Consider the following 22,566-nt stretch of genomic DNA (forward strand, 5'->3'; position numbering starts at 1 on the left):
CCTAGCGAGTGCGTTGGCCTCATTCTCTTAATTGATAGCACGCTGAAGTCTCACGGCAAGCTCAAAGGCAAAGCGTTTCTCCGGCGTGTTAAACTCCACTGAGAAAAGCTCTTTTATTCTCGTGAGCCTGTATCGAAGCGTCGTGACGTGTAAATCCATAGCGTCGGCACACGCTTGGGCCCGGCAGTTCTGATCCAGGTACGTTGACACCGTCTCCAAATAATTGGTTTTATTGTCAATGTCGTGAGCGACCATGGCGCCTACACTTTCATTGACGAAAGCACGAATATCTTCACCCCCAACGGCTGCTATAAGAATTGGCATCGGCCCGAAGTCATGATTCGAAAGGGCTCCGGTTTTACCGAAGGTTTTGGCGATATCAATCATCCTGCGGCATTTGTCCCAAGCGTCGGCGTATTCAGTCAGCAAGCGGCAGGGGCCGCTGGCGAACGCGATAGGCTCGGACTCAAGGTAGTGGGTGAGATCATCTGTTATCTGCTTCATGACTTTGGACAGTTTTCGGGATGCCTGCTCGCCGCCGAAGGGAATCAAACATATCAGCCCGTGCTCGGTCGGTATTACGTTCGAGGTGATGGTTGCGCGTTGAAAAACTCTCGAAACATTTTGGCTTAGGTTCAGCGTCGGGCGCTGGCTGTTTTTTTGAGAGCGTGGGAACTCGATCACGATCATTTGCTGAACCACGTCCAGGTTTACATCGAGGCGTTTTGCTCGTAGATGCACGTCCGCTTCGTCACGCCATCTGCGTTCTAAAATCTCGAACAGAAGTTCTGTGATGTTTTTGGTTTCAAACCGAAAGCGGATGAAGCTGCGCATCATCTGCACGCTGAGTGCAAATTTCGCGCTTTCCAGCATTATCTGATCTAGCTCTCCCAAAGAGGTGTCAAGAGCAAATAAAATAATTGCACCCACTAATTCGTTGTCAATTGTCAGTGGTTCGACTCGCACTTTGAAGGTCAATCCACCGCTGCCATCATCGAGGAATATTGGGACGGAGTCTCGAATCGAGCTGTTTAATGCGTCATGGCAGCTCTTGATGATTTGCGCACTCATTGCGCCTGCGGCTGCCTTTTGCCAACCCAGATCATCAAAGCGAAGAGCGTCAGGCGACCTCCCGGCTATGACCTGATTGGCGTTAAAGTCGACAGCAACGACTGGCGTTGGCAGAAGGCTTCCCACCATGAGCGATAGTGACGACGTAGAGTTCTGAGCGAGCACGTGCTCAATCAGAGTCGTGTGCACGCGCAATGCCTGCTGCAGCTGCTCTGCCGCAAGCCTTTGTGCTTCCAGCTGATGCTCGCGCGCAACGGCTATAGCTCCAAGGTGCACGATCATCCCCAAAAACGCTAGATCGTCCTCTGCCGCTTCTTTGATCTGGTGAGAGAGGACGCTCAGTACCATTGGGCGTCCTTGGTCATCCTTGCACCCCATGGGCATCACTAGCACCGTCCGGTAGTCCCTTTCGAATGATTCAGCGCGGTAGCCCGAATATTCGCTGTCACGGACGTCACGGATGTAAACCGGCTCATTTCGTTGGAGAGCGGTGATCGCGGGGCTTTGCGTCAAATCCCATCGATCAACCAATGGGCGTTTCAGGAGAGTTGGGTCGTGCCTGGCCAGAACGAAGGCATACCCCTCAAGCACGTCGATCGCCATGATTGAACCCAACGCCCACTCAGTGTGCTCGCAGCTAACGCGAACAAGCTGGCACAGCGTGTCAGTCAGGTTTGCGCCGGAGTTGATCTGGCTGGCGACATCCCTCAGTGACTGCAACTGCATAGTCGTATTCAAGAACTTCACCTTTGATTACCCCCAAACGGTGAATATGCCTTCGAAAAAGGCTGGGTAATAGCACGATTCCGAGTAAACAAAGGTTGTTGTATGCCTCTGTTCAGAGGAAGTCCAGCGACCCTGAACGCCTTACCTTGATGACACCGTTTTCCATCGCTGTTATCTGAAGGACGTTCGGAATGACCCTCAACGTAAGAAAATACTGCACCTTTATTGAGCAAACCCTGATCGAAGGCGGGAAGAACGCCGAGCCGCCGATCACCATGGTCGTGGTTGCTGCCATCTTGAAGAATCCGTGGGCAGGGAAAGGTTTTGTTGAAAATCTTCGCCCGGAAATCTTGGAGATTGCGCCGTCTTTGGGCAAGGAGATGACGGATCGGCTTATCGCCCTCATGCCTGCGGATAAGGTAGAGGCCTATGGTAAGGCGGCATGTGTAGGCACTAGCGGTGAGATCGAACACGCTTCAGGTCTGATTCACACCTTGCGATTTGGCAACATGTTTCGCGAGGCCGTGGACGGCACCGCTTATCTCAGCTTCACCAACGTGCGCACCGGCCCAGGTGCCCTGATTTCTTTGCCGATGGTTCACAAGACCACTACTGGCAAGCGCTCACACTTCCTGACTGCAACCTTCCAAATCGCGGATGCTCCCGGGCCAGACGAAATCCTCGTCGCCATCGGTGCCGCTGACGGATCCCGCCCGCATCCGAGAATCGCCGATCGATTCCAGGACATGGCGGAAATGGAACAGGAAGCTGCAAAAAAACAGTAAGCACTCGGCTTCCACACTCGGCAGTAGGGATGGTGAATGCGAGTCTGCTGCCCTTCCGTTGCCCTCTGCACCACCCCAACTGCTCAGACAGGATTAGTCCGATTGGACGGAAAAATAACTGACGGCGTGCTCCTGATCGTAGGAGAGGCGTTTAGTTACCTGGCAGTAGGCTTGCTATTAACCGCAGCAAAGGACGGTCTCCCATGGCTGACATCACACCGGACTCAAAACCGCCTGCTATTGATCCGAAAGCTCTTCGCCAGGCGTTTGGTACCTTCGCGACTGGAGTGACTGTTATTACGACACAAGACGAGAATGGGCTACCACGAGGTATGACGGCTAATTCCTTTACTTCAGTCTCGCTTGATCCGCCTCTGCTATTGGTCTGTGTCGGCAAAGCGGCTGCTAGCTACAAGGCCTTTAGCGAAAGTGAATGTTTTGCGGTCAATTTTTTACACGAAGATCAAATTCACGTTTCTAACAAGTTTGCATCCAAAGCGATTGATAAGTTCGAAAGTGTCGAGCATGACCGGGTACACACCGGCGCGCCGATATTGGCCGACAGCCTAACTTGGTTTGACTGCACGACCTATAGCCGGGTAGATGCCGGTGATCACGTGGTGTTGATCGGCCAGATCCAAGCCTTTGGCACAAGCCCGCGATCCCCTCTGTGCTTTAACAGAGGTAGTTATGCGGCTTTGAAGAACCCTTTGCCTGAAAGCTGGCTGAATTCGCACGGAATGGTGAGCACGTACCTGATTGAGTCAGGTGACAGCATTCTATTTTGCTCTGATGGTAAAAGCGGGTGGGCACTGCCGGAATCAACCCAGCGTGCTAATAAATCTGCACTACCGGTAGGCGACTCAAGCCTCAGTTTGCTCCCCAATGCGACATTTCTTTATTCGATGTTCGACGTCAATGACCAAGACCCAGGTGTCATCGTGTTTCGTGCGCAGCTTGCTGGCGTGCAGACTGCTGAACTGCCGCCTGCTTATAAATTCTTCGACATAAATGAATTGCCATTCGATTTGATGCCGACCAATGAGTTGCGAGCAGTAGTTCGTCGGTACATGCGGGAACGTAAAGATCAAAAATTCAGCATCTACATGGGATCCAGCGATGGAGGCCGAATTGCGATGATCGAGGGTGCAGCCCAGACCTGGGATGAATTCAATCGCGAACAACAAGTTTAGAGTAGAAGCTATGAAAACAACCGTTAACACCTGTGAAGGCTCAAGGTTAAAGTTGTTCATCAATGGTGAGTATGTGGCGTCGAGTACAGGACGGTACATTGATAGCTACGACCCATCTACCGGACAACCATGGTATCAATTCTCCGAGGCCGGTGAAGAGGATGTAGCCGATGCCGTCAGGGCCGCGCGCAGTGCGTTTATCAATCCGACCTGGCGTCGGATGACACAGACTGATCGCGGTAAGCTTGTTCGACGCCTGGCAGAACTGATCGCGGAAAATGCGGAAGAGCTGGCCCTGCTGGAATGCCGGGATAACGGGAAACTCATGCGTGAAATGCGTGCTCAAATGCGCGCGCTACCTGACTCCTACACCTATTTTGCGGGCATGGCTGACAAGTTGCAGGGGGATACGATTCCCGTCAATAAGCTCGACCAGCTCAATTTTAACGTTCGTGAGCCACTGGGTGTGATCGGAATGATCACGCCATGGAATTCACCCCTGATGCTGCTCACTGGGACGCTCGCGCCGTGCCTAGCCATCGGCAACACGGTCGTTATCAAGCCCTCAGAGCATGCCACAGCATCTACCTTTGCTCTCGCCGAGCTTGTCATGGAGGCAGGCTTCCCTCCTGGTGTCGTTAATGTCGTGAGCGGGAATGGCGCTATTACTGGTGAGGCGCTCACAACCAACAAGGGCGTAGATAAATACGTCTTTACTGGTAGCACCGACACCGGTCGTCGAATTGCCGCCAATGCCGCGCAGCACCTAGCACCGTGCCAGATGGAGCTGGGTGGCAAATCCCCACACGTTGTATTCGCCGATGTCGACATCGACCGGGCGGTCAATGGCGTTGTCTCAGGGATCTTCGCTGCTGCGGGTCAAACGTGCGTTGCCGGGTCGCGTTGCTTCGTCGAGGAGAGTATCTACGACCGTTTCGTCGAGGCTTTAGTCGCTCGCACGGATCAGATCGCGCTCGGCCACCCCATGGATGAGACATCCGACGTTGGCCCGCTCGCCCTGAAAGCTCAGTTGCAGAAGCTGGAGCACTACATTGGAGCCGGGGTTCAAGAAGGGGCGAAGATCGCATCTGGAGGAAAGCGACCAGGATCGGAGGCGCTTTCGAGCGGTTGGTATTTCCAACCCACTGTGCTGAGCAATGCCCGCAATCACATGTCGTTCATGCGTGATGAGCTATTTGGCCCAGTCGTTGGGGTTGCGTCGTTCAAATCCGAGAAAGAGATGATCGAGATGGCGAACGACACCAACTACGGGTTGGCGTCGGGAATTTGGACGCGGGACATTGATCGGGCGATGCGATTTGCGAACCAAATCGACGCCGGCACTGTGTGGATCAATACCTATCGGTCAGCAGCCTACATGTCTGCGAACAATGGATTTAAAGAGAGCGGTTACGGACGTCGTGGTGGATTCGATGTCATGCGCGAATTCTCGCGAGCGAAAAATATCGTGATCGACTACTCCGGCGCTCAGCAGGATCCATTCGTTATCCGTCTGCGCTAAGACGTTGAGGACATCTCAGTGAAATTTGCAATTGCCATAAGTTTGGAAAGATTCTCACCAAGCACTCCGATGCCTACATTGATCGCGAACATGCTTGAACTCGCACGAATTGCCGATGAAGGCGGCTTCGAAACGCTGTGGACGTCTGAGCACCACACCCTTGAGTGTACGATCGCTCCAAACCCATTCCAGACTCTAGTGTGGTTGGGCCAACACACCCAACGTATTCGTCTTGGAACGGGTACCTTGGCTGCTGCCTATTGGAACCCTATCCGCCTTGCAGCGGAGGCAGCGATGTGCGATCAGTTGACAGGTGGCCGGCTTGAGTTCGGTATCGCCCGAGGCTCCTATCAGTACGAATTTGACCGTATGCAGCCCGGCATTGACCAGCGCGAGGGTGTGGGTTACATGAAGGAGCTCGTACCAGCGGTCAAGAAACTCTGGACGGGCGACTACGCTCACGAGGGGCACTACTGGAAGTTTCCAAAAACTGCCGCAGTGCCCAAGCCTGTGAGCGGCCAGCCGCCTATATGGGTTGCGGCCCGTGATCCAGGAACGTTTGACTGGGCTGTCAGCATTGGTGCAAACATCATGTCCACCCCTCTCGCCATGCCAGCGGCCGAGATCAAGGTGTTGGGAGAGAAGTTTGACAAGGCGGTGGCTGACCATCCTGAGGTGTCCAGGCCTCGGTTTATGATGCAACGCAGAACCTGTTTGTATGCAAAAACCGACGACTGGGAGCTGCCTGTCAAGTACAGCATTGATCATGGGCGTCACTTTGAAAACCTGATGCAGAACATCGGGACTGTCAACGACGGCTTCCCCGATGCGGTGCCGTTTGAAGCGGTCAAGGGTAAAGAGAACTATAACCCAGACAATATTCGTAAGAATCTGATGTTTGGTACACCAGATGAGGTCATAGCCAAGTTGCTTGATTACGAAGCAGCGGGTGTCGATCAGTATTGCCTGGGCTTAAACTTCAATCTTCCCTTTGAAATGCAGAAGCAGACACTTCGCCTTTTTATCGACGAAGTAATGCCGTTCTTTGCGCAGAGGGAAACATCCAGCTCCAGGAGCTTTGCATGAATCTTCAGCCTGCAGATCAGCAAATTAATCTCGGGCGCGTCACTCTGAATTATCGGTCGCAAGGCACAGGTGAGCAGGCTGTAATCTGCATCCATGGCGTCGGATCAAGTCTTCTCGCATGGGAGGAGGTGGTAAGTTGTCTGCATGATTCCTATAAGATTTTGACTTTCGATATGCGCGGTCATGGAAAGTCTACGCTCGTGAAAGGGTTTTATGATATTGATGAAATCGTCGACGAAGTCATTGCTTTAGCAGATCATGTTGGCTTCACATCATTCAGCCTGGCCGGATTCTCTTTGGGGGGCTTGATTGCGCAGAGACTTACTCTCAGATACCCCGAAAGAGTCAAGAGCTTGATCCTGCTTTCTACTGTTGCGGGTCGAAACCAGGATGAGAAAGCCAGAGTAGCGGCTCGTCTTGAAGCGCTCAAAAACAATGTTAGCGGTTCCCATTATGACTCTTCGCTCTCACGATGGTTGACAGAAGATTTCCAGCGTCAGAACCCAGAGCTTATTAAAGAACTTCGAGCGAGAAACGCAAGCAACGATCCTGAGTGCTATGCGTCTGCTTACAGGGTATTGGCGGAAACTGATTTTGGGGATGAGATCACTCATATTGCCTGCCCAACCTTAATCTCTACAGGCGAAGAAGACTCGGGATCCAATCCAAGAATGGCGCGGTTTATGCATGATCAAATCAGTGGTTCCGTGCTTTTTGTCTTGCCGGGCCTTAGGCATTCGATTCTGACTGAAGCTCCAAAACTGGTAGCTAACATGATGGATGAGTTTATGAGGACAGCGGCTGGTGGAGAGCGTAATGATAGTTGAAGAGCGGATCTACAAGATTAGAAATGGTCAGATGGGTAACTATATGGCTTTGGTTCGCGATGAGGGTATCGAAATTCAAAAGTCTTATTTGGGTCATCTTATTGGTTATTTCTCAACGGAGATAGGGCCTCTCAGCCATGTAGTGCATATGTGGGCGTATGAAAGCCTGGATGATCGGGCTAAGAAGCGAGCTGCGTTGTCTGAGGATCCTAAATGGCAAGCGTTTATACCAAAACTTGCAGCACTGATTGAAAGTGCTGAAAACCGTATTCTGGTACCGGCGAGTTTCTCGCCGCTGCACTAGAAAGTGCGTCATGGTGTGTTCGGGCCGCCTTGCTGCAGCGTGCTCAACTTCTTAATAAAGGCTTTTTTCCTTATGTTCAGGTGTTCACATAACGATTAAAACATTGTGATCCAGATCTGGCGTCAAGGAAATATTGGAGGTAAATGTGGACGACAGATTAAAGATTGAAAATCTCTACAAGATTTTCTCTCCATCCCCCCAGCGGGCGATAGAGATGCTTCGCAACGGCGCCGATAAAGATCAAGTCTTGGCTGAAACGAGCGCGGTTGTGGGGCTGAATGATGTTTCTCTCAGCGTCCCTAGTGGATCTATTTACATGATCATGGGGCTTTCCGGATCTGGAAAGTCGACATTGGCGCGCTGCATCAATCGCTTGAATGAGCCCACAGCTGGCAAGATTTTGCTTGACGGTGAAGATATTGTCCCGCTGAAGGGTAAGGAGCTAAGAGACGTCCGACGCACTCGCATCTCCATGGTCTTTCAGCACTTCGCGCTTTTGCCAAACAAGACTGTTATCGAGAACACCGAGTTTGGTTTGAAAATGCGGGGCCTCTCTTCTACGGTGCGCCGAAAAAGAGCAGAGGAAGTCTTGGCCATTGTTGGGCTTGCGAAGTGGGCATACCACTATCCTCATGAGCTTTCTGGCGGAATGCGTCAGCGGGTCGGATTGGCTCGCGCACTTGCCACAGACGCCGACGTACTGATTATGGATGAGGCGTTCAGTGCGCTAGATCCTTTGATTCGCGCCGAGATGCAGGATGAACTGCTCCGTCTCCAACGAACGTTGAAAAAGACCATCCTGTTCATTACCCACGACTTCCAGGAAGCATTGAAGCTGGGAACGCGGATCGCGATTATGCGTGATGGTAAGGTTGCGCGTGAGGGCACACCACAGTCCATTGTCATGTCGCCCGGCAGTGAATATGTATGTGGATTCACCAAAGAAGTGGACAGGGCAAGGTTGTTCGATATCAACTCTGTTAAGCAGCCGGCAGAAGTCATCCTCTCGACGTCGGGGTATGAAGTGCTCGCAAGCAGTGGGATGACATCAGACTTTGGCTTTGTACTGGACTCCAGCCGCAAAGTAGTCGGATCCCTGACTGCGCAGGGGCTGCGTGAAGTTAAATCGGGCGGTCAAATTCTTGAATTGATGGACAAGAATTTCGTTTCGCTCCCAGCATCAGCAAAACTGATTGATGCCTCCAGAATCTTGAAGTCTGCACCTCAGGCCGCCGTTCTGGATACGACAGGAGCATTTGCAGGTACCGTCGAGGCGAGCAATATTCTCGAATGTATCTCCGCTGTCTCTTCACCTGAACCTGTGCTTGGAGGCCAGCCAAATGCTTGAAGCTCAAGATATCGCTGTTTTTCCGTTTGAGGAATGGATCTCTACTGGGGTCGAATGGCTGGGTCTCCATGGCCGATCATTCTTCCTCGCTATTCGCTGGCCGATTGAAAACTTACTGGCTTTCAATGACAAGGTTCTTCACGCAATTCCGTTTCCGGTAATGGTCGCTTTGCTGGTATTGCTTGCTTATCGGGTGGCCAGCATTGGGGTAGCAGCGTTTACTGGATTGGCTCTCGTCGGTATTGCTGCCCTTGGCGTCTGGCCAGAAGCAATGACGACTTTATCGCTGATCACCACAGCCATCGTGATCTGCTTAGTTATCGGAGTGCCAGTTGGTATCCTGTGTGCGCGTAGTGAAAAGATATGGGCAATCGTTCGCCCCATCCTGGACATAATGCAAACCACGCCATCATTTGTGTATTTGGTTCCAGTCGTCATGCTCTTCGGTGTGGGAACTGTTTCTGGCGAAGTTGCGGTAGTTATTGCGGCAGCTCCTCCATTAATTCGATTTACCTACCTAGGGATTCGGATGGTGGACACAGAAATTGTTGAGGCGGGCCTGGCATTTGGTGCCGACAGACGTCAGCTTCTTTGGGAGATTCAACTTCCCATGGCCATCCCGACTATTTTAGGCGGATTGAACCAAACCGTTCTCACTGCAATGGTCATGTCTGTTGTTGTTGCGATGATCGGCGCAGATGGCTTAGGACTTGTTGTCCTGCAAGGGTTGGGAAGACTTGACGTTGGACGTGCGGCTGTGGGTGGCATTGCGATCGTGTTGTTGGCAATGATGCTAGATCGAATCACCCAGAAACTTGCAGTTCCAACAAAGAAAAGGAAAAAGACATCGCTGTTTCAGCGGCTGATGTGGCCCAACAGGGTTAGAGCATGACTCGTTAGCAGAGTCTTTATTTGCACAGAATTATAATAAACAAGTGCGATGGGCATTGAATGCGTTTGGTGTTTCTTTTATGCACCTCGGTTCACCGGTTCCACCTGCCGATACTATTTTCGTGCCAAGAGGGCTGTGCCATGTTTAAGCTGAAAAATTTCCTCACCACCGTTGCTGCAGGTGCGTTGAGCGTAGCGTTCTTGAGTAGCTCCGTTGCCGCTGAGAATCCCGGTGAAGGAAAAACTGTTCGGTTTGCGCAGTCGGATAGCATGGGTGCCAATTACGTTGTGAATAGAATTGTAAGAATCGCTTTAGGCGAGCTAGGGTATGAGATAAAGCCCAGCACGTTGAGCTCTGTTCTATTCTTCGAGGCCGCTGCCAACGGTGATCTTGATCTCTCGGTGGATATCAATTTCCCACAACGCCAGCCTAGCTTTGACAAGGTTCAGAACGATCTTGTCAAAATTGGTCATGGTGCGATCCAGGGGGGGGGGTATAACGGCTACATGATCGATAAGAAAACGGCCGATCAGTATGGGATTACATCCCTTGAGCAACTGAAAGATCCGAAGATCGCTGGTCTGTTCGGGAAGGATGGTAAGGCGAGCCTTATCGCCTGTGATCCAGGTTGGAGTTGCGATGCGGTCGTTCAGTATCAAGTTGACAAGTTTGGCCTGAGGAATACGGTCAAGACGGTCACAGGCAAATATGAAGCGCTGATGTTTGAGACTATTGCAAAGGTTAAGCGTGGAGAACCTGTGTTGTTCTACGCATGGATTCCGTCCTGGATGACCGCCGCTCTCGTTCCCGGTAAAGACGTGGTCTGGCTTCCTACTCCGTTTGATGCTTTGCCTGAAGCGATGCATAGCACTACAAGCGCACTCACCCCAGGCGTGCCAGGGTGCGCAGGAAATGCAGATCCTTGCCGCATGGCCATGGCCGCCTGGAACTGGCAGAGCGTTGGTAACAAAGATTTCATCGCCAAGAATCCTGCAGTCAAAAGTCTCGTCGAGCAGGTTTCGTTTCCTCTTCAGTCGTGGTCAGACTGGGAGCAAACTTTGAGTCAAAAAGGTGCAAGCGAGCGCACCATCAAGGCACTCGCGGACGAGTGGATCAGTAACAACAAGTCTACATTCGACGCGTGGGTAGCCCAAGCTCGGCAGTAGTAGTCCTACATCAAAAGCTGGTCTGCTATTGGCAGATCAGTTTTTTGTAGAAGAATGCCTAGTGAAAACGATCATTCTCTCAATTACTACTCTTAACCCAGTCCCATCCTTGGTAGGTCGCGCTCGCCCGATTTAGTCCGTAAACCACCGCGTCAGCAACCTGCTCTGAGCTTTCATCGTGATCAAAGCGATTTCAAAAAACGCTCAAGTGCTCGGTGCTCCCAGGTACTGAGTAAAGCTACCGGATCTGTCCCAAATCGATCACCGGGATCAAATGCCCAGCGTCTTCCATCTGGACTCATACATTCCTCGCAATAATCTAACGTGTCGCAATCGTTATAGAGGGTTATACGCCAGCCATCCACATCCACAATGAAGTGGCATGCATACACCTCATCCCAAGCTTTGGCACCCAGCTTGCTCATCACGCGACGGCCAAATGTCACCTCACACAGTACTTGGCAAACCTCCCTAGCTGTCAGGGCTGGCACTGCGTCCGGATCGCCATTTTCAGATGTCATGTCAGTCACTGATCCTGGGTGCGAAGGTCAGCTATCTAAGCGTTGCGGTGTTAAGTCGTAAAAAATAGCCGCATTACTTCGTCTAGGAAGTCACTTAAGAGGATCCTACATCAGAACCAGCTGCGACTTGGTTTTTCTGGGCAGCAGCAACTCTTCATCACGTCCTGCTACAGCCACCAGTGAAAGCGCCACTTGCACCTTGAAAGTCGTGTGCGAAGCAGCTTACTAGAATCCCCGACAACCTTGCCAGTATGCCGCCACCTTGCTTTCGGCAACACGCTTGCTCGCCATCAGGTTCGACGTCAGACCAAATTCCGTTAAGCTATTTCCGATCTAGGCGTTATTCCTATTCAGTCCTTGCTCCATGTGTGCCGCGTCTATCGTTGCTGGAAACCAGGGAGGAGTATGCCATGACTGACAATCAAGTTAGGGAATCGAGGGAGGCATTGCTTGCCATTTTAAGTATTGCGGCAAGCATGGGAATCGACATAGAGCTGGTGTGCCATCTCGCCGCTGAGGAGCTCAGTTCCGAGGACATCCGTGAGGAAGTGAAACCTTTCGTTTCAGGGGCGATTTATCCGATTGGTGTGTGTATGAACTATGTCATAGACGCGCCGTTACGCCGAGGTCAGGCAAGCTCGGCTTAAAGTACGCGATGGGGCAAGAGTTTCCCTCGCGATTAGAACAGCTCTGCCTGCATCTCTGTTGTAGGCCCCAGCCGAATCCATAGCCGGAATTTGTAGTCGTTGGCATGACGTGCTCAAGTAGCAGGCGACCGTTGCGTTTTAGCTTTTCGATATTGAAACAGTTGCGAGGATCAGTAATTTTCCTCTCGAAAGAGCGGCGGTGTAATCGGATGTAGGTAGGTGGGGTCATAGCTGCAGAAAAAAACGGTAACGTTTTTTCAGCGCGATTTTTGTCGCAAGTCCAGTCTAATGACCCGTTTAGGACAGTTCCAGCGAGCTTAAACGCTGCCACGGCGCCGGCAGGATGGTCAGTATTTAAAGCATTGGCTCAATGCGACTGGGCAGTCTGTCGCTCAAGCTGGCTACAATGATATTGAATTTGCCATGAGCAACTTGGCATCACGAATCGGACAACGCTCATTGTCCATGCGGCTGCGCGCTCAAGTGCCTTGCGAATACGTCACCGGGAAGCTGGCCTAGCGGAATATCGCAAGCTTGAACAACACACGCTGCCCAGCTTCATGCAATGGAAAAGTGACACAGGTCTGCAGTCAGAAAAGGAATTTGAGGCCACGCTCGGTGCGTTTTTGGGGGAGTACCGCTATAGCCTGCCTTTCTATAGCGATTAAGTCGGACACGGGGTCTGTTATTGGATGTCCTATTTTGGTTAAAGGTATCCACGATGCTGATGTAAAAGAATTTTACAAGGGCAACAGTAGTTTGCAGCTCATATATCAACGTTTTTGGTCTTGAGCTTTTCCCACTTGTCCATGATTCTTTCAATGTCATCTATAATTTCTGATTGATCGCTTCGCTTTACGTCATGCTTTAATCGAAGCAACGTTTCCATTTTAGAGTTGAATGACCTCATGTCGTTGACGTCCCTCTGGCTGCGCATTAAATCTAGAGCTAGGCTGTGCGCATCATGGAAGTAATGGTTCAGGGAAGTGGGTCTAGTGCCGGTTAATTTGGATACGGTTAAATAAGCTTTATCCCGAACCGACTCAGGATATACATCCATCAGCTTGATATCATTTTTCATTTCTCGGTAGATTTCATAGCTGAGATGTTGAGTGATGAAGCGATGTCGAAACATGGAAAGGCATACCTTGATGTTTGTAAGGTTAGCACCTAAAGCAAGTCTTTTAAAATCAGTCGCCAAAGATGCCTTGAGAATGGGTGTTCCTTTTTCTCCTAGAAACAAGCACGGCGGCTCACCAACCGTAATTTCGCAATCTTTAAGAATATTGAGGAAATCAATTCGTGCATCCAAATATCTGGTGAATGTGATCGCATCATCAAGGTTAATATTGAACCGTCGCAGTGGGGGAGGTTGCTGCCGTTTCTTCATCGTCGGTAGCATTATGCATAAGTCAGCTTCGACATTTGAATTAAGTTGTAAGGAAATCCTATGCATTTCTTCCGGTCGTAGTCCCGTCAGCTTCATGATCCAGATCATAAACATACGTCGTTCATATATATAATATCTTTGTGCTAATCTCACTCTCTTATTGGTCGAGAGTGAATCCAGATTCGATTCTTCAAATTCTTCTGTGCTTCTACGATATATTTGATTTTCGATATCAGTGATGAAAGCGTCGGGCATTGGGTGTTTATCTCCAAGGGTTTCTCTTCTATGTGGAATAGACGAATGAGAGTAGTAAGGCCGTCCGGTGCGAACGTTGTACGCTATCTCCACAGTTATTTGGGCGCCACTACCTTCCTCACCAATGATTGAGGCAACTTGATAAGGTCTTACGTTGCGGTCATGCCAAATTATGAAGTCAAGCGACCTTGACATAACTTGATGTATCTGGTTTTCCTCCCTGGCTTTGGATAACACGCCATTTTTTAGCTTCCTTTGATCACGCAATGCTTGGGCTAGATCATACAAGTCAGCGTCTGTGATGTCGCCGAACTCAATAGCTTTGCTCCAGCAGTACCTGACCAAGTGTGTTATCTCAACTGCCGCGGTCTTGCTAGACTCAAGCCCAGTTGATTTCCGCGATATAGCCATTAGCCAAGCATTTACCGCAGAGCACGGTTTGCCGTTGGGCCAAAAAAACAGAACCAATTGCTCTATGGTTCGTGTCCTGAGTCTACCGTTTCCACTGGGGCTGACACTGTATGGGATACAAACATGATCAAGCTGACGATAAAGTTTTTGACTCATTTTTTTTTGCCGCCTTTAACCAAGGTCAGAAGTGGGATGCTAGTGGCATTCTCTGCCGAGAAGATAGCTCTGTATTTTATCATTGACTGCGATGTAAAATTATCTAAAGTTTTTCTCGTTTTTGCGCTCAGCGACAGGTCGTTGTTAGCAAGGGTGTCTAAAAACCTATAAATTTCTAAGTATGCCGTAGAACAGATATGAGCGTGTAGCAATGCCTGTTTCTCAATTTCATTACTCTCAAGTTTAGTAGGTTTTGAGTTTAAATTTCTTCGTGATTCATTGATAGTGTTGAATGCGTCTGCTCGTAGGTGAGAAAGTAACTCCCAGTTATTTTTGAAGCTGTATTTGAATTCGCCGTTCGGCGTGGAGTTTATCGCTGCGGCTCTCATTGTATTGTAAGATAACGTACTAAACTTACCTTGCACGAAAAGCTTTGCAAATTCCTTCATTGATTTTAATTGATCCACATAAATGCTGGAGATTTGAATGGGCTCGTTTTTCACTTCGAAAAGCCACACACAGCGTTGACTGACGTTTTCATAACTAGAATTTTTCATCTGACTTATTCCCGTATTTAATTGCTATATCCGTATCCCAAACTTCCCCGTCGAAATTTTCAGCATGAATGGTGTAAGTGATTATCATGATATCTTTGGCATATAACAACTTTTGAAGAAGATTGAAATACTGTCTTTTATTCCTAGATTTTACCGATCTAACACCGAACATTTTGGATACGTCATCATACAATGCCGCCAGACCGCTATTTTCGTTACGGTTCAAAAGACCCTGCTCTAGCTTGATTAATTTCTCATCTATACATTCGGCCTCATATTGACAAATTTCATCCCGTGGTAGTTCTCCGGCTAAATATTTTCCGAGGCTGTCAAAAGCTAAGTGGCCAGCTTGATGCCTTAATGCTTCATTCGAACTCATCTCTGCATGTTGGTGCATAGTGATGATAAAAAATTTTCTGAGCTCATGTTTACGTATATACCACCGGCGACCAAATTTATCGATAGGAAGGCTTATCTGATCACAAAACGCTTTGACGCATTTGTCGATGCGAAAGTCTAGCCCCTTGCCGGAGGGCTTAGTGAAACCTACAGCAGATGGGAAATAGAATAACTTGGAAGCATATTCAGAATCATCACCATAAATTTTCGTTAGCGCCGTTCCAAGCCTTTGAAGAAGCTGAATTGCACGAGCTGTCACGTAGGGTATGGGACGACGAATGTCATCATTTAGCCCCATGGAGCCGCTTTTTTTGTTTTCGTGAGTCATAAACGCTCCGCCATCAACGGTGTCTATATCGAGGCAGATCCTTTCTAAGCTGGAGATTTCTCCTTCTCTCATTGGCTTCATCGACGCGATCATCACTGTGCAAGCGCCTATAAAAGACTGCATGACATGGATAAAAGAAACTCCTTCCGCCGGGTCGGAGGATCGGGATTGAGGATTTAGGGTAGTAATATGAAGAGCCGCGCCCAAAGGGAAAGAAGGAAGTTCCTCGTAAGGGGTCGACATGAAATTATCAATTGTGGTGAGGAAATCTTTGTGTTTGGCTCTGTGTTTGTGACTGTAAGGCGAGCCGTCCATGTTTATTCTTAACGATTGCTGAGTGTAGTAAATAATAGAATCGACAAGGGCGTCTCCATAGACCATCACCCATTTGATCGATGCGCTAATTCCTCTAATGCCAGTAGTTAAAGGTATTTTTTCCGTATGGCCCGCCTTCCGAAGCCGCGCCCTGTTTCCGAGTGAAAGATCCTTTTCATCGATACAGACTTTAGGAATTTCATCTGGAAAACTAGAGTGAGCGGAAAGAAAGTGCTTTAGAATAATTACATGATTTGTGAAAGCTTTGACGCCGATGGTATGTTCAAGTGTGTCGGCAACGAGCGCGGTTTTATGCGAGGCGTGATTCGCACCACGCCGATTGGCTTCTAATAATAGATACTCGTGCTTCAAGGTGGGCTCAAACTGCCGAAGAAACGCACGCATATTCAGATGTTGAAATGCACTAGGGTGGCAACCTAGTAGCTCCGCCAAAAATGTCCTTGAAACCAGTCCTGTGCTGGTTGCCCCTTGATTCAGATTTGAGTCGGTGTAAAGTTGGTTCAGCTGTAGATAATTTACTACGCTGCTTATGAATTCCTCGGAGAGGAGAAAAGGATTTTCAATCATATCAACTGGCGCTTTAGTTCCGGACACGGCTTCATGAAATATGTCGAGAATTCGCTCTTGGTGTAAAAGCGCGCGCCCCCAGCTTCCTAAGCTAATATCCTCAAGTAAAACTTCACACCCATTTTTGTCCAGCTGGCCAAATCCGTAATTCTTTACATCGTATATTTCTGTGTGTAAGGTTAGGTAACTAGCCAGATTAGTTACCCACGCCACACATTCTAACCAGCGGTTCGGGCCGATGTCAGTACTGACATATCCAGAGCGCATGTTAAAAGCGAAATGCTGGATCGTGGTTAGCAACTTACTGTTTTCTAGCTCTATAAGGTTAGTTTTATCCGGAAGTAAGTGTGAGAATGAAAGTTCGATTGGTGACTCTCCGGGAATATGTACCAACCAGGTGTGACTGCCGATACCGCCTTGGAGTAGCCAAGATGCTTCAAAGTCAGTAGACGGTTCTTCCAGTAGTTGCAACGCTTGCTCTCGTAAAAGCCGGGCATGCTCCCTGGGATTGGAGACTTTTGTGCTGTTCTGCGACATGCTCAGTTGCCTCCGCAGGTGCGTGTACTCAACCTGAAAGCTTTGATTGTAGTCTTGAAAGTACCGACTTGCGCCAGTGCAAGCTTATGACAGTCCCTTAGTTCAGCAACTGAGTCGCCTTGAAGGTTATTCCTGATTGACCAATTAATATGTTCCTCACAATTGTCACTGGCAGCAGTTTTCATTATACAGGCGAGTAGGTTGATCGAGTCAGCACTGAGTCCGGATTCGATGTCCTTAACGTATCTTAAGTTTTGATCCATGGAATTAACTCCATCCGCGTATGCATATATCAATGCAAGAGATGTTGGAGTCAACTTCAGGGTCATATTTCGCACGGCTAGAGGCTCGAACACCTCTGTGTGACCCAATACCTTCGGGCCGAGCTTATCTCTAATCATCCGTGAGAATGCATCTTGTCCAGTACTTTCCGTCACTGTTTTTATTATGAACTTGAGCAATTGTCCCTCAGTCAAGAAATCGGTGGCTGCAAACAACCAGGGATCGCTATGGGCTGATACAATTATCAGCTTCTGCTGAAATACCCGAATTAGGCGCACGACCCACCGCTCTAAAAGCCATCTTGGGACGTAACTGCTTCTCACCACATCAATTGTGTTGCCCAGCTTATCACTTACCGCATGTAAGCTCCCAGTGTGCAGAAACTCCAGAATTCCTTGCGTCGCTCTCATGGCCGGAAGGGTAAAGCTAGATCTTAATATCTGCCCTTCTTTCACGAAGCGACCCAGTTCTTCGAACAATGATCTGCCTACCCCTGCACCGCTTACATTCCTGGCTATACTGGTCGGATTTCCAATTCCTTGATCGGTCGAAGTTAAGAACAACTTTCTGTAATTAATGTTGCCAGCTTTCAATAGCTTTGAGCGCAAGCATTCAGTGCATGCAAGAACATCGTTGAAGATGCTTTCACTTAGCGCTGGAAGCAACGATATTTTGCGAGCACTTGCCCTAGGTTTACTGATTCCAAAGAATGTTTTGCTATTGTCCGCATTGGAGAATATGTACGGTACCCCGTTCGGCATCAACAAGTCAGCTTGTTGGAGGGACATTGAAGTAAAACGCGGGTTCTCCTTGATCAAGACCATGCATGCCGCTGCACAATCCCTAGCCGAGAAAAATCCGAGCAAGCGGTTCAAAGCTTCATTAGTATTAAGCTGAATATTGCTTGATTCGGCTGTCAGCTTTTTGATCTCTTGATTGATGCGGATTTGAATGTTGTGATTGTTTACTATAGGGCGTAAAAACGGGATATTCATCATATCCGTATAGTTGACTGCCTTCAATTGGTCGGTGTTGCGAAAATAATAGTTTATAGTAGCAAGAAACCAGCTGAACCCCTGGGCAGAGTCAGGGTCGGCTAAATGTTTGCCGTTCTTGTAGTAAACCCCGCTGGCAATAACAGCCTCGATTTGCTCTTCAGTGATTGCTGCTATCAAACACTTACCAAGTTGATGAACGGCTTTCATCTTTTCCCAATACTCCACGCAACCTTCAATAGTTGAGTTGGTCGCTTGGATGAGCTTTGTTCTTATCGCGTCGAAGAATTCTTCATTGGAAAGTCCAATGGTTCGATCAATCAGATACGATTTTGGCCAGGGTTCGTCCGGCTCGATAAGCGCGCTTAGGGTCTGCTGATAGCCCAATGGGACGGTCGCGTTACCTAGCTTAGGTCGTTTCGGTGTAGCTCTGGGGATAATCACGTTGCTCGGTATTATTTTCAACTGCTTCAGTTTCTTGTACAGACCGGCAATAAGCCTCCAGTTGGCGCGCCGAGTTTCGTACTTGCTCTTCGTTTTGACTATCGACTCCTCTTCCACGTCTTGATGGTGGCTGTCCGAAAAATGATGAATGAAATTGTCTACGATAAATCGCTTCCACTCAGTGCTTCCATCTCCGGGAATCGATTTGTTTTCTTCGCTTATAAAAAAGAAAATGTATTTCAAGCAGATAATATACGACTGTCCTGTCAGTAAAGCTAAGCCTTGACATCGAGCGACCATCCCGTCGCAGATTGGCTCAAGTTCTGCCCATTCGACATTGTCGGGGATAGTTATTGTGACCTCAATGCGACCTTTCTTAGTTCGTGGATTTTGGGTCGTGAAAACAACGGTACCCTGATCTGAGAATTTGTAGGTGATATTAGGTATCTTCACAAAGTTCATCCGAGGGAGGCCGCTGACGTAACGGTAGCTGGCTTCTGCTTGGTGTCAAATTACAGGTTCAAAAATAGACTCAACATTCATATAACCATTTGTTAAACATGATAAAAATCATTTGATATCAGGACTGTGTCTAGAAAACGAATATGCTGAAGCTGGCGGTCAATTTCATGCTTGCGTCTGCCATCGAAACCATGGGCGAAGCGGCGGTGCTGGTGGATGCGTACGGGATCGAACCCGCTACGCTGATCGAGCTGATTTCCGGCAGCATCTTCCCCGGTCCGGTCTATCAAGGCTATGGCGGCATGATCGCCGAGCGTCGTTATGAACCGGCCTTGTTCAAAGCTTCATTGGGGCTCAAGGACATCAGCCTGGCATTGGCGGCAGCCGAGCATGTGGCGGTGCCGTTGCCCGTGGCCAACGTGGTGTACGGCAGTCTGCTCGATGCTCAGGCCAACGATGAAGGTCACATGGATCTGGCCGTCCTGGGTCAGGTAGCCGAACGCCGCGCCGGACGCAATTGATTCAGGCTCAGGGCGGTAATATCGCCGCCTGAGCTCACGCGCGATGCAGTGACAAACTCATCGCGCGTGAGTTTGCTATTCTTCGCGCCCTGCGACCTGATGTCGCCCCCATGTCTTCCACCGTTTCGGGTTCTCTATGACGGCCATTGTCCGATCACGTCCCCAGCCGCTGTCGCGCGCTGACTACAAAACCCTGGGCCTTGCGGCGTTGGGCGGGGCGCTGGAAATTTATGACTTCATTATCTTCGTGTTCTTTGCGCTGACCCTCAGCCAACTGTTTTTCCCGCCGGAAATGCCCGAATGGCTGCGTCTGCTGCAAAGCTTCGGCATTTTCGTCACCGGCTATCTGGCCCGGCCGTTGGGCGGCATCCTGATGGCGCACTTCGCGGACAGGCTTGGGCGCAAACGAGTGTTCAGCCTGAGCATTCTGATGATGGCGCTGCCGTGCCTGTTGATCGGCCTGATGCCCACCTACGCGCACATTGGCTATTGGGCGCCATTGATCCTGCTCGGTTTCCGCATTCTGCAAGGCGCGGCGGTGGGCGGCGAAGTGCCCAGTGCCTGGGTCTTCGTTGCTGAACATGCGCCGCCGGGGCATCGCGGTTATGCCTTGGGCGTGCTGCAAGCGGGGCTGACCTTTGGTTATCTGTTGGGAGCACTGGTGGCCACGTGGCTGGCGAAAGTCTTCTCGCCTGCGGAAATCCTCGATTACGCCTGGCGCATTCCGTTCCTCCTGGGTGGTGTGTTCGGCATCTTTGGCGTCTGGTTGCGCCGTTGGTTGAGCGAAACGCCGGTGTTCATGGCTCTGCATGCGCAGCGCAGCGAAATGGCGGAATTCCCGTTGAAGGCGGTATTGCGCGAGCATCGCCAGTCCTTGCTGCCGGCGGTCTTGCTGACCTGCGTGCTGACCTCCGCCGTAGTTGTGCTGGTGGTCATCACGCCCACGGTCATGCAGCAGCGGTTTGGCATGAGCGCCAGCCACACCTTCGCGTTGAGCAGCCTGGGCATCGTGTTTCTCAATATCGGTTGCGTGCTGGCGGGTCTGCTGGTGGACCGAATCGGCGCGTGGCGCGGCGTGATGCTTTACAGCCTGTTACTGCCGCTGGGCATCGCTTCGTTATATGCCAGCCTGATCGGTGAGTGGCTTACGCCGGGCATCGCCTATGCCATCGCCGGTCTGGCCTGCGGCATTGTCGGTGTGGTGCCTTCGGTCATGGTCGGGCTGTTCCCGGTGAAAATTCGCGTTTCCGGTATCTCATTCACCTACAACATCGCCTATGCGCTTTGGGCGAGCACCACGCCCTTGATGCTGATCGCGCTGATGCCCTGGAGCCCATGGGTGTGCGTCGTCTACTGCGCGGTGATGGGCACCGCAGGCGTGTTGACCGCAGCAGTGTACGGCCTGCGCCGAGGCGTGCAGGTCGACGCGGTACTGGCGGGGCGTTAAGCCTGGTGTGTGCATTTGGTCTGGAGCGGCAATCACGCTGATGCCGCGCAGGCTACGCTCTCTCGTACGCCAAGCGAGAGTCAGGCATGAAGCAGCATCGTGAGCACAATAATAAAAACACGCGAACCATCAACGCCGAAGTCGAGAACCTCTACCGTCAAGAGTCCCGTCGGGTTCTGGCCACGCTGATCCGCCTGCTGGGCAATTTCGAACTGGCCGAGGAAGCCTTGCAGGACGCATTCATCGCGGCGGTCGAGCAGTGGCCGCAAACCGGCGTGCCACAAAGTCCCCGGGCATGGCTGATATCGGCGGGGCGCTTCAAGGCCATCGACAGCCTGCGCCGTCGCTCGCGTTTCAATGCCTCGTTGATCCAGATGGCCCGGGAGCTGGAAGACCAGGTGCAGACACCCGATCTGGACAGTGTCGAAGACGACCGGCTGCGGCTGATTTTCATTTGTTGCCATCCGGCCTTGACCGACGACGCTCAGGTCGCGCTGACCCTGCGTGAAGTCTGCGACCTGACCACTGAAGAAATCGCCCGAGCCTTCCTGACCAAGCCGTCCACTGTGGCGCAACGCATCGTGCGAGCCAAAAACAAGATTCTTGACGCGCACATTCCCTATGAAGTGCCGTCCTTCGCCGAACTGCCCGAACGCCTGGATGCCGTGCTGCGCGTGGTTTATCTGGTGTTCAACGAGGGTTATTTCGCCTCGTCCGGTGATCAATTGACCCGCAATGACCTGTCCAGCGAAGCGATTCGCCTGGGGCGGCTGTTGCTGGATCTGCTGCCAGAACCGGAAGTTGCGGGCTTGCTGGCGTTGATGCTGCTCAACGAGGCGCGGCGTCCCGCGCGTATGACGGCCAGCGGCGAACCGGTGATCCTGGAGCGGCAGGATCGCAGCCTGTGGGATCGGCCGATGATTGACGAGGGCGAAACGTTGGTCGAGCAAGCCCTGCGTTCCGGGCGGCACGGCGTCTACAGCGTACAGGCGGCAATCGCCGCGGTGCATGCCGAGGCGTCCAGCGCCGAGCTTACCGACTGGGCGCAAATCGTCGGACTTTATGACGTATTGCTGCGCCTCACCGACTCGGTGGTGGTCGAGCTTAATCGAGCGGTTGCGATTGCCATGCTGCGCGGCCCGCAGGCAGGCCTGGCGCTGATCAATGCGCTGCTCAATCGTGAGGAACTGCGTGACTACCACCTGGCCTGGTCGGCGAAGGCTGATTTGTGCCGGCGCGCAGGCCACCTCGATGAAGCGCGCAAGGCATATCGCATGGCCATCGAAAAGTCCCGGCAAAGCGTCGACCGGCAGTTTCTCGAAGGGCGTCTGCACGAACTTGAATCTCAAGCCTGAGTCATCTGTAACCGTTTGTCGGCGCCGAAAATTCAG

Annotated in this window: 19 protein-coding genes; 13 read left to right on the forward strand and 6 right to left on the reverse strand. The window is 50.8% G+C overall.

Going from position 1 to position 22,566, the window contains the following annotated elements; genetic code table 11:
• Positions 1 to 27: 27 nt before the first annotated feature.
• Entirely contained in the window at positions 28 to 1,818 is a 1,791-nt protein-coding gene (locus tag ACP7E4_RS03035; RefSeq protein WP_426112008.1) for a helix-turn-helix domain-containing protein, read from the reverse strand.
• Positions 1,819 to 1,988: 170 nt separating this feature from the next.
• Between ACP7E4_RS03035 and ACP7E4_RS03040 the strand changes: the two genes are divergently transcribed.
• From ACP7E4_RS03040 to proX, 9 genes are all read left to right on the forward strand, one after another.
• Positions 1,989 to 2,582 (forward strand): amino acid synthesis family protein, encoded by a 594-nt coding sequence (locus ACP7E4_RS03040; protein WP_426112006.1) that lies wholly within the window; start codon positions 1,989 to 1,991, stop codon positions 2,580 to 2,582.
• A 203-nt stretch (positions 2,583 to 2,785) separates the two neighbouring features.
• Entirely contained in the window at positions 2,786 to 3,775 is a 990-nt protein-coding gene (locus ACP7E4_RS03045; RefSeq protein WP_426112004.1) for a flavin reductase family protein, read from the forward strand.
• Positions 3,776 to 3,785: 10 nt separating this feature from the next.
• A complete protein-coding gene (locus ACP7E4_RS03050; protein WP_426112002.1) occupies positions 3,786 to 5,297 on the forward strand; it encodes an aldehyde dehydrogenase in 1,512 nt (503 codons plus the stop codon).
• A gap of 18 nt (positions 5,298 to 5,315) precedes the next feature.
• Positions 5,316 to 6,383, forward strand: coding sequence for an LLM class flavin-dependent oxidoreductase (locus tag ACP7E4_RS03055; RefSeq protein WP_426112000.1), 1,068 nt, complete (start codon positions 5,316 to 5,318; stop codon positions 6,381 to 6,383).
• Entirely contained in the window at positions 6,380 to 7,210 is an 831-nt protein-coding gene (locus ACP7E4_RS03060; protein WP_426111998.1) for an alpha/beta fold hydrolase, read from the forward strand. The genes ACP7E4_RS03055 and ACP7E4_RS03060 overlap by 4 nt, the downstream gene beginning before the upstream one ends.
• Complete coding sequence (locus ACP7E4_RS03065; RefSeq protein WP_426111996.1) at positions 7,200 to 7,514, forward strand: NIPSNAP family protein; 315 nt, start codon at positions 7,200 to 7,202, stop codon at positions 7,512 to 7,514. The genes ACP7E4_RS03060 and ACP7E4_RS03065 overlap by 11 nt, the downstream gene beginning before the upstream one ends.
• A gap of 145 nt (positions 7,515 to 7,659) precedes the next feature.
• Positions 7,660 to 8,862: a quaternary amine ABC transporter ATP-binding protein gene (locus tag ACP7E4_RS03070; RefSeq protein ID WP_426111994.1), complete on the forward strand. Its 1,203-nt coding sequence runs from the start codon at positions 7,660 to 7,662 to the stop codon at positions 8,860 to 8,862.
• Positions 8,855 to 9,754: an ABC transporter permease gene (locus ACP7E4_RS03075; protein WP_426111992.1), complete on the forward strand. Its 900-nt coding sequence runs from the start codon at positions 8,855 to 8,857 to the stop codon at positions 9,752 to 9,754. Before ACP7E4_RS03070 ends, ACP7E4_RS03075 begins: the two co-directional genes overlap by 8 nt.
• A 140-nt stretch (positions 9,755 to 9,894) precedes the next feature.
• Positions 9,895 to 10,920, forward strand: a complete 1,026-nt coding sequence (gene proX, locus ACP7E4_RS03080; RefSeq protein ID WP_426111990.1) for a glycine betaine/L-proline ABC transporter substrate-binding protein ProX — start codon at positions 9,895 to 9,897, stop codon at positions 10,918 to 10,920.
• A gap of 182 nt (positions 10,921 to 11,102) precedes the next feature.
• On the opposite strand, the gene ACP7E4_RS03085 is transcribed toward proX, so the two are convergent.
• Entirely contained in the window at positions 11,103 to 11,441 is a 339-nt protein-coding gene (locus tag ACP7E4_RS03085) for a DUF7693 family protein (protein WP_426111988.1), read from the reverse strand.
• A gap of 410 nt (positions 11,442 to 11,851) precedes the next feature.
• Between ACP7E4_RS03085 and ACP7E4_RS03090 the strand changes: the two genes are divergently transcribed.
• Entirely contained in the window at positions 11,852 to 12,088 is a 237-nt protein-coding gene (locus tag ACP7E4_RS03090; RefSeq protein ID WP_426111986.1) for a hypothetical protein, read from the forward strand.
• 766 nt (positions 12,089 to 12,854) lie between these two features.
• On the opposite strand, the gene ACP7E4_RS03095 is transcribed toward ACP7E4_RS03090, so the two are convergent.
• Genes ACP7E4_RS03095 through ACP7E4_RS03110 form a run of 4 tightly spaced genes read right to left on the reverse strand, consistent with a single transcriptional unit; the run spans position 12,855 to position 19,198 of the window.
• The gene (locus ACP7E4_RS03095; protein ID WP_426111984.1) at positions 12,855 to 14,300 is read right to left on the reverse strand and encodes a hypothetical protein; all 1,446 of its coding nucleotides are present in this window, start codon (positions 14,298 to 14,300) and stop codon (positions 12,855 to 12,857) included.
• Entirely contained in the window at positions 14,297 to 14,857 is a 561-nt protein-coding gene (locus tag ACP7E4_RS03100) for a hypothetical protein (RefSeq protein ID WP_426111982.1), read from the reverse strand. The genes ACP7E4_RS03095 and ACP7E4_RS03100 overlap by 4 nt, the downstream gene beginning before the upstream one ends.
• A complete protein-coding gene (locus ACP7E4_RS03105) occupies positions 14,844 to 17,024 on the reverse strand; it encodes a hypothetical protein (protein WP_426111980.1) in 2,181 nt (726 codons plus the stop codon). The genes ACP7E4_RS03100 and ACP7E4_RS03105 overlap by 14 nt, the downstream gene beginning before the upstream one ends.
• Positions 17,025 to 17,026: 2 nt before the next feature.
• The gene (locus ACP7E4_RS03110) at positions 17,027 to 19,198 is read right to left on the reverse strand and encodes a hypothetical protein (RefSeq protein WP_426111978.1); all 2,172 of its coding nucleotides are present in this window, start codon (positions 19,196 to 19,198) and stop codon (positions 17,027 to 17,029) included.
• A 152-nt stretch (positions 19,199 to 19,350) separates the two neighbouring features.
• Between ACP7E4_RS03110 and ACP7E4_RS03115 the strand changes: the two genes are divergently transcribed.
• The 3 genes from ACP7E4_RS03115 (at position 19,351) to ACP7E4_RS03125 (ending at position 22,530) form a co-directional block, all read left to right on the forward strand.
• Complete coding sequence (locus tag ACP7E4_RS03115) at positions 19,351 to 19,728, forward strand: NAD-binding protein (RefSeq protein WP_426111976.1); 378 nt, start codon at positions 19,351 to 19,353, stop codon at positions 19,726 to 19,728.
• A 136-nt stretch (positions 19,729 to 19,864) separates the two neighbouring features.
• Positions 19,865 to 21,175: an MFS transporter gene (locus ACP7E4_RS03120; RefSeq protein ID WP_426111974.1), complete on the forward strand. Its 1,311-nt coding sequence runs from the start codon at positions 19,865 to 19,867 to the stop codon at positions 21,173 to 21,175.
• An 86-nt stretch (positions 21,176 to 21,261) separates the two neighbouring features.
• Positions 21,262 to 22,530: an RNA polymerase sigma factor gene (locus ACP7E4_RS03125; RefSeq protein ID WP_426111972.1), complete on the forward strand. Its 1,269-nt coding sequence runs from the start codon at positions 21,262 to 21,264 to the stop codon at positions 22,528 to 22,530.
• Positions 22,531 to 22,566: the final 36 nt, after the last annotated feature.

The organism is Pseudomonas sp. DSP3-2-3 (genome assembly GCF_049898225.1).
GTDB lineage: Bacteria > Pseudomonadota > Gammaproteobacteria > Pseudomonadales > Pseudomonadaceae > Aquipseudomonas.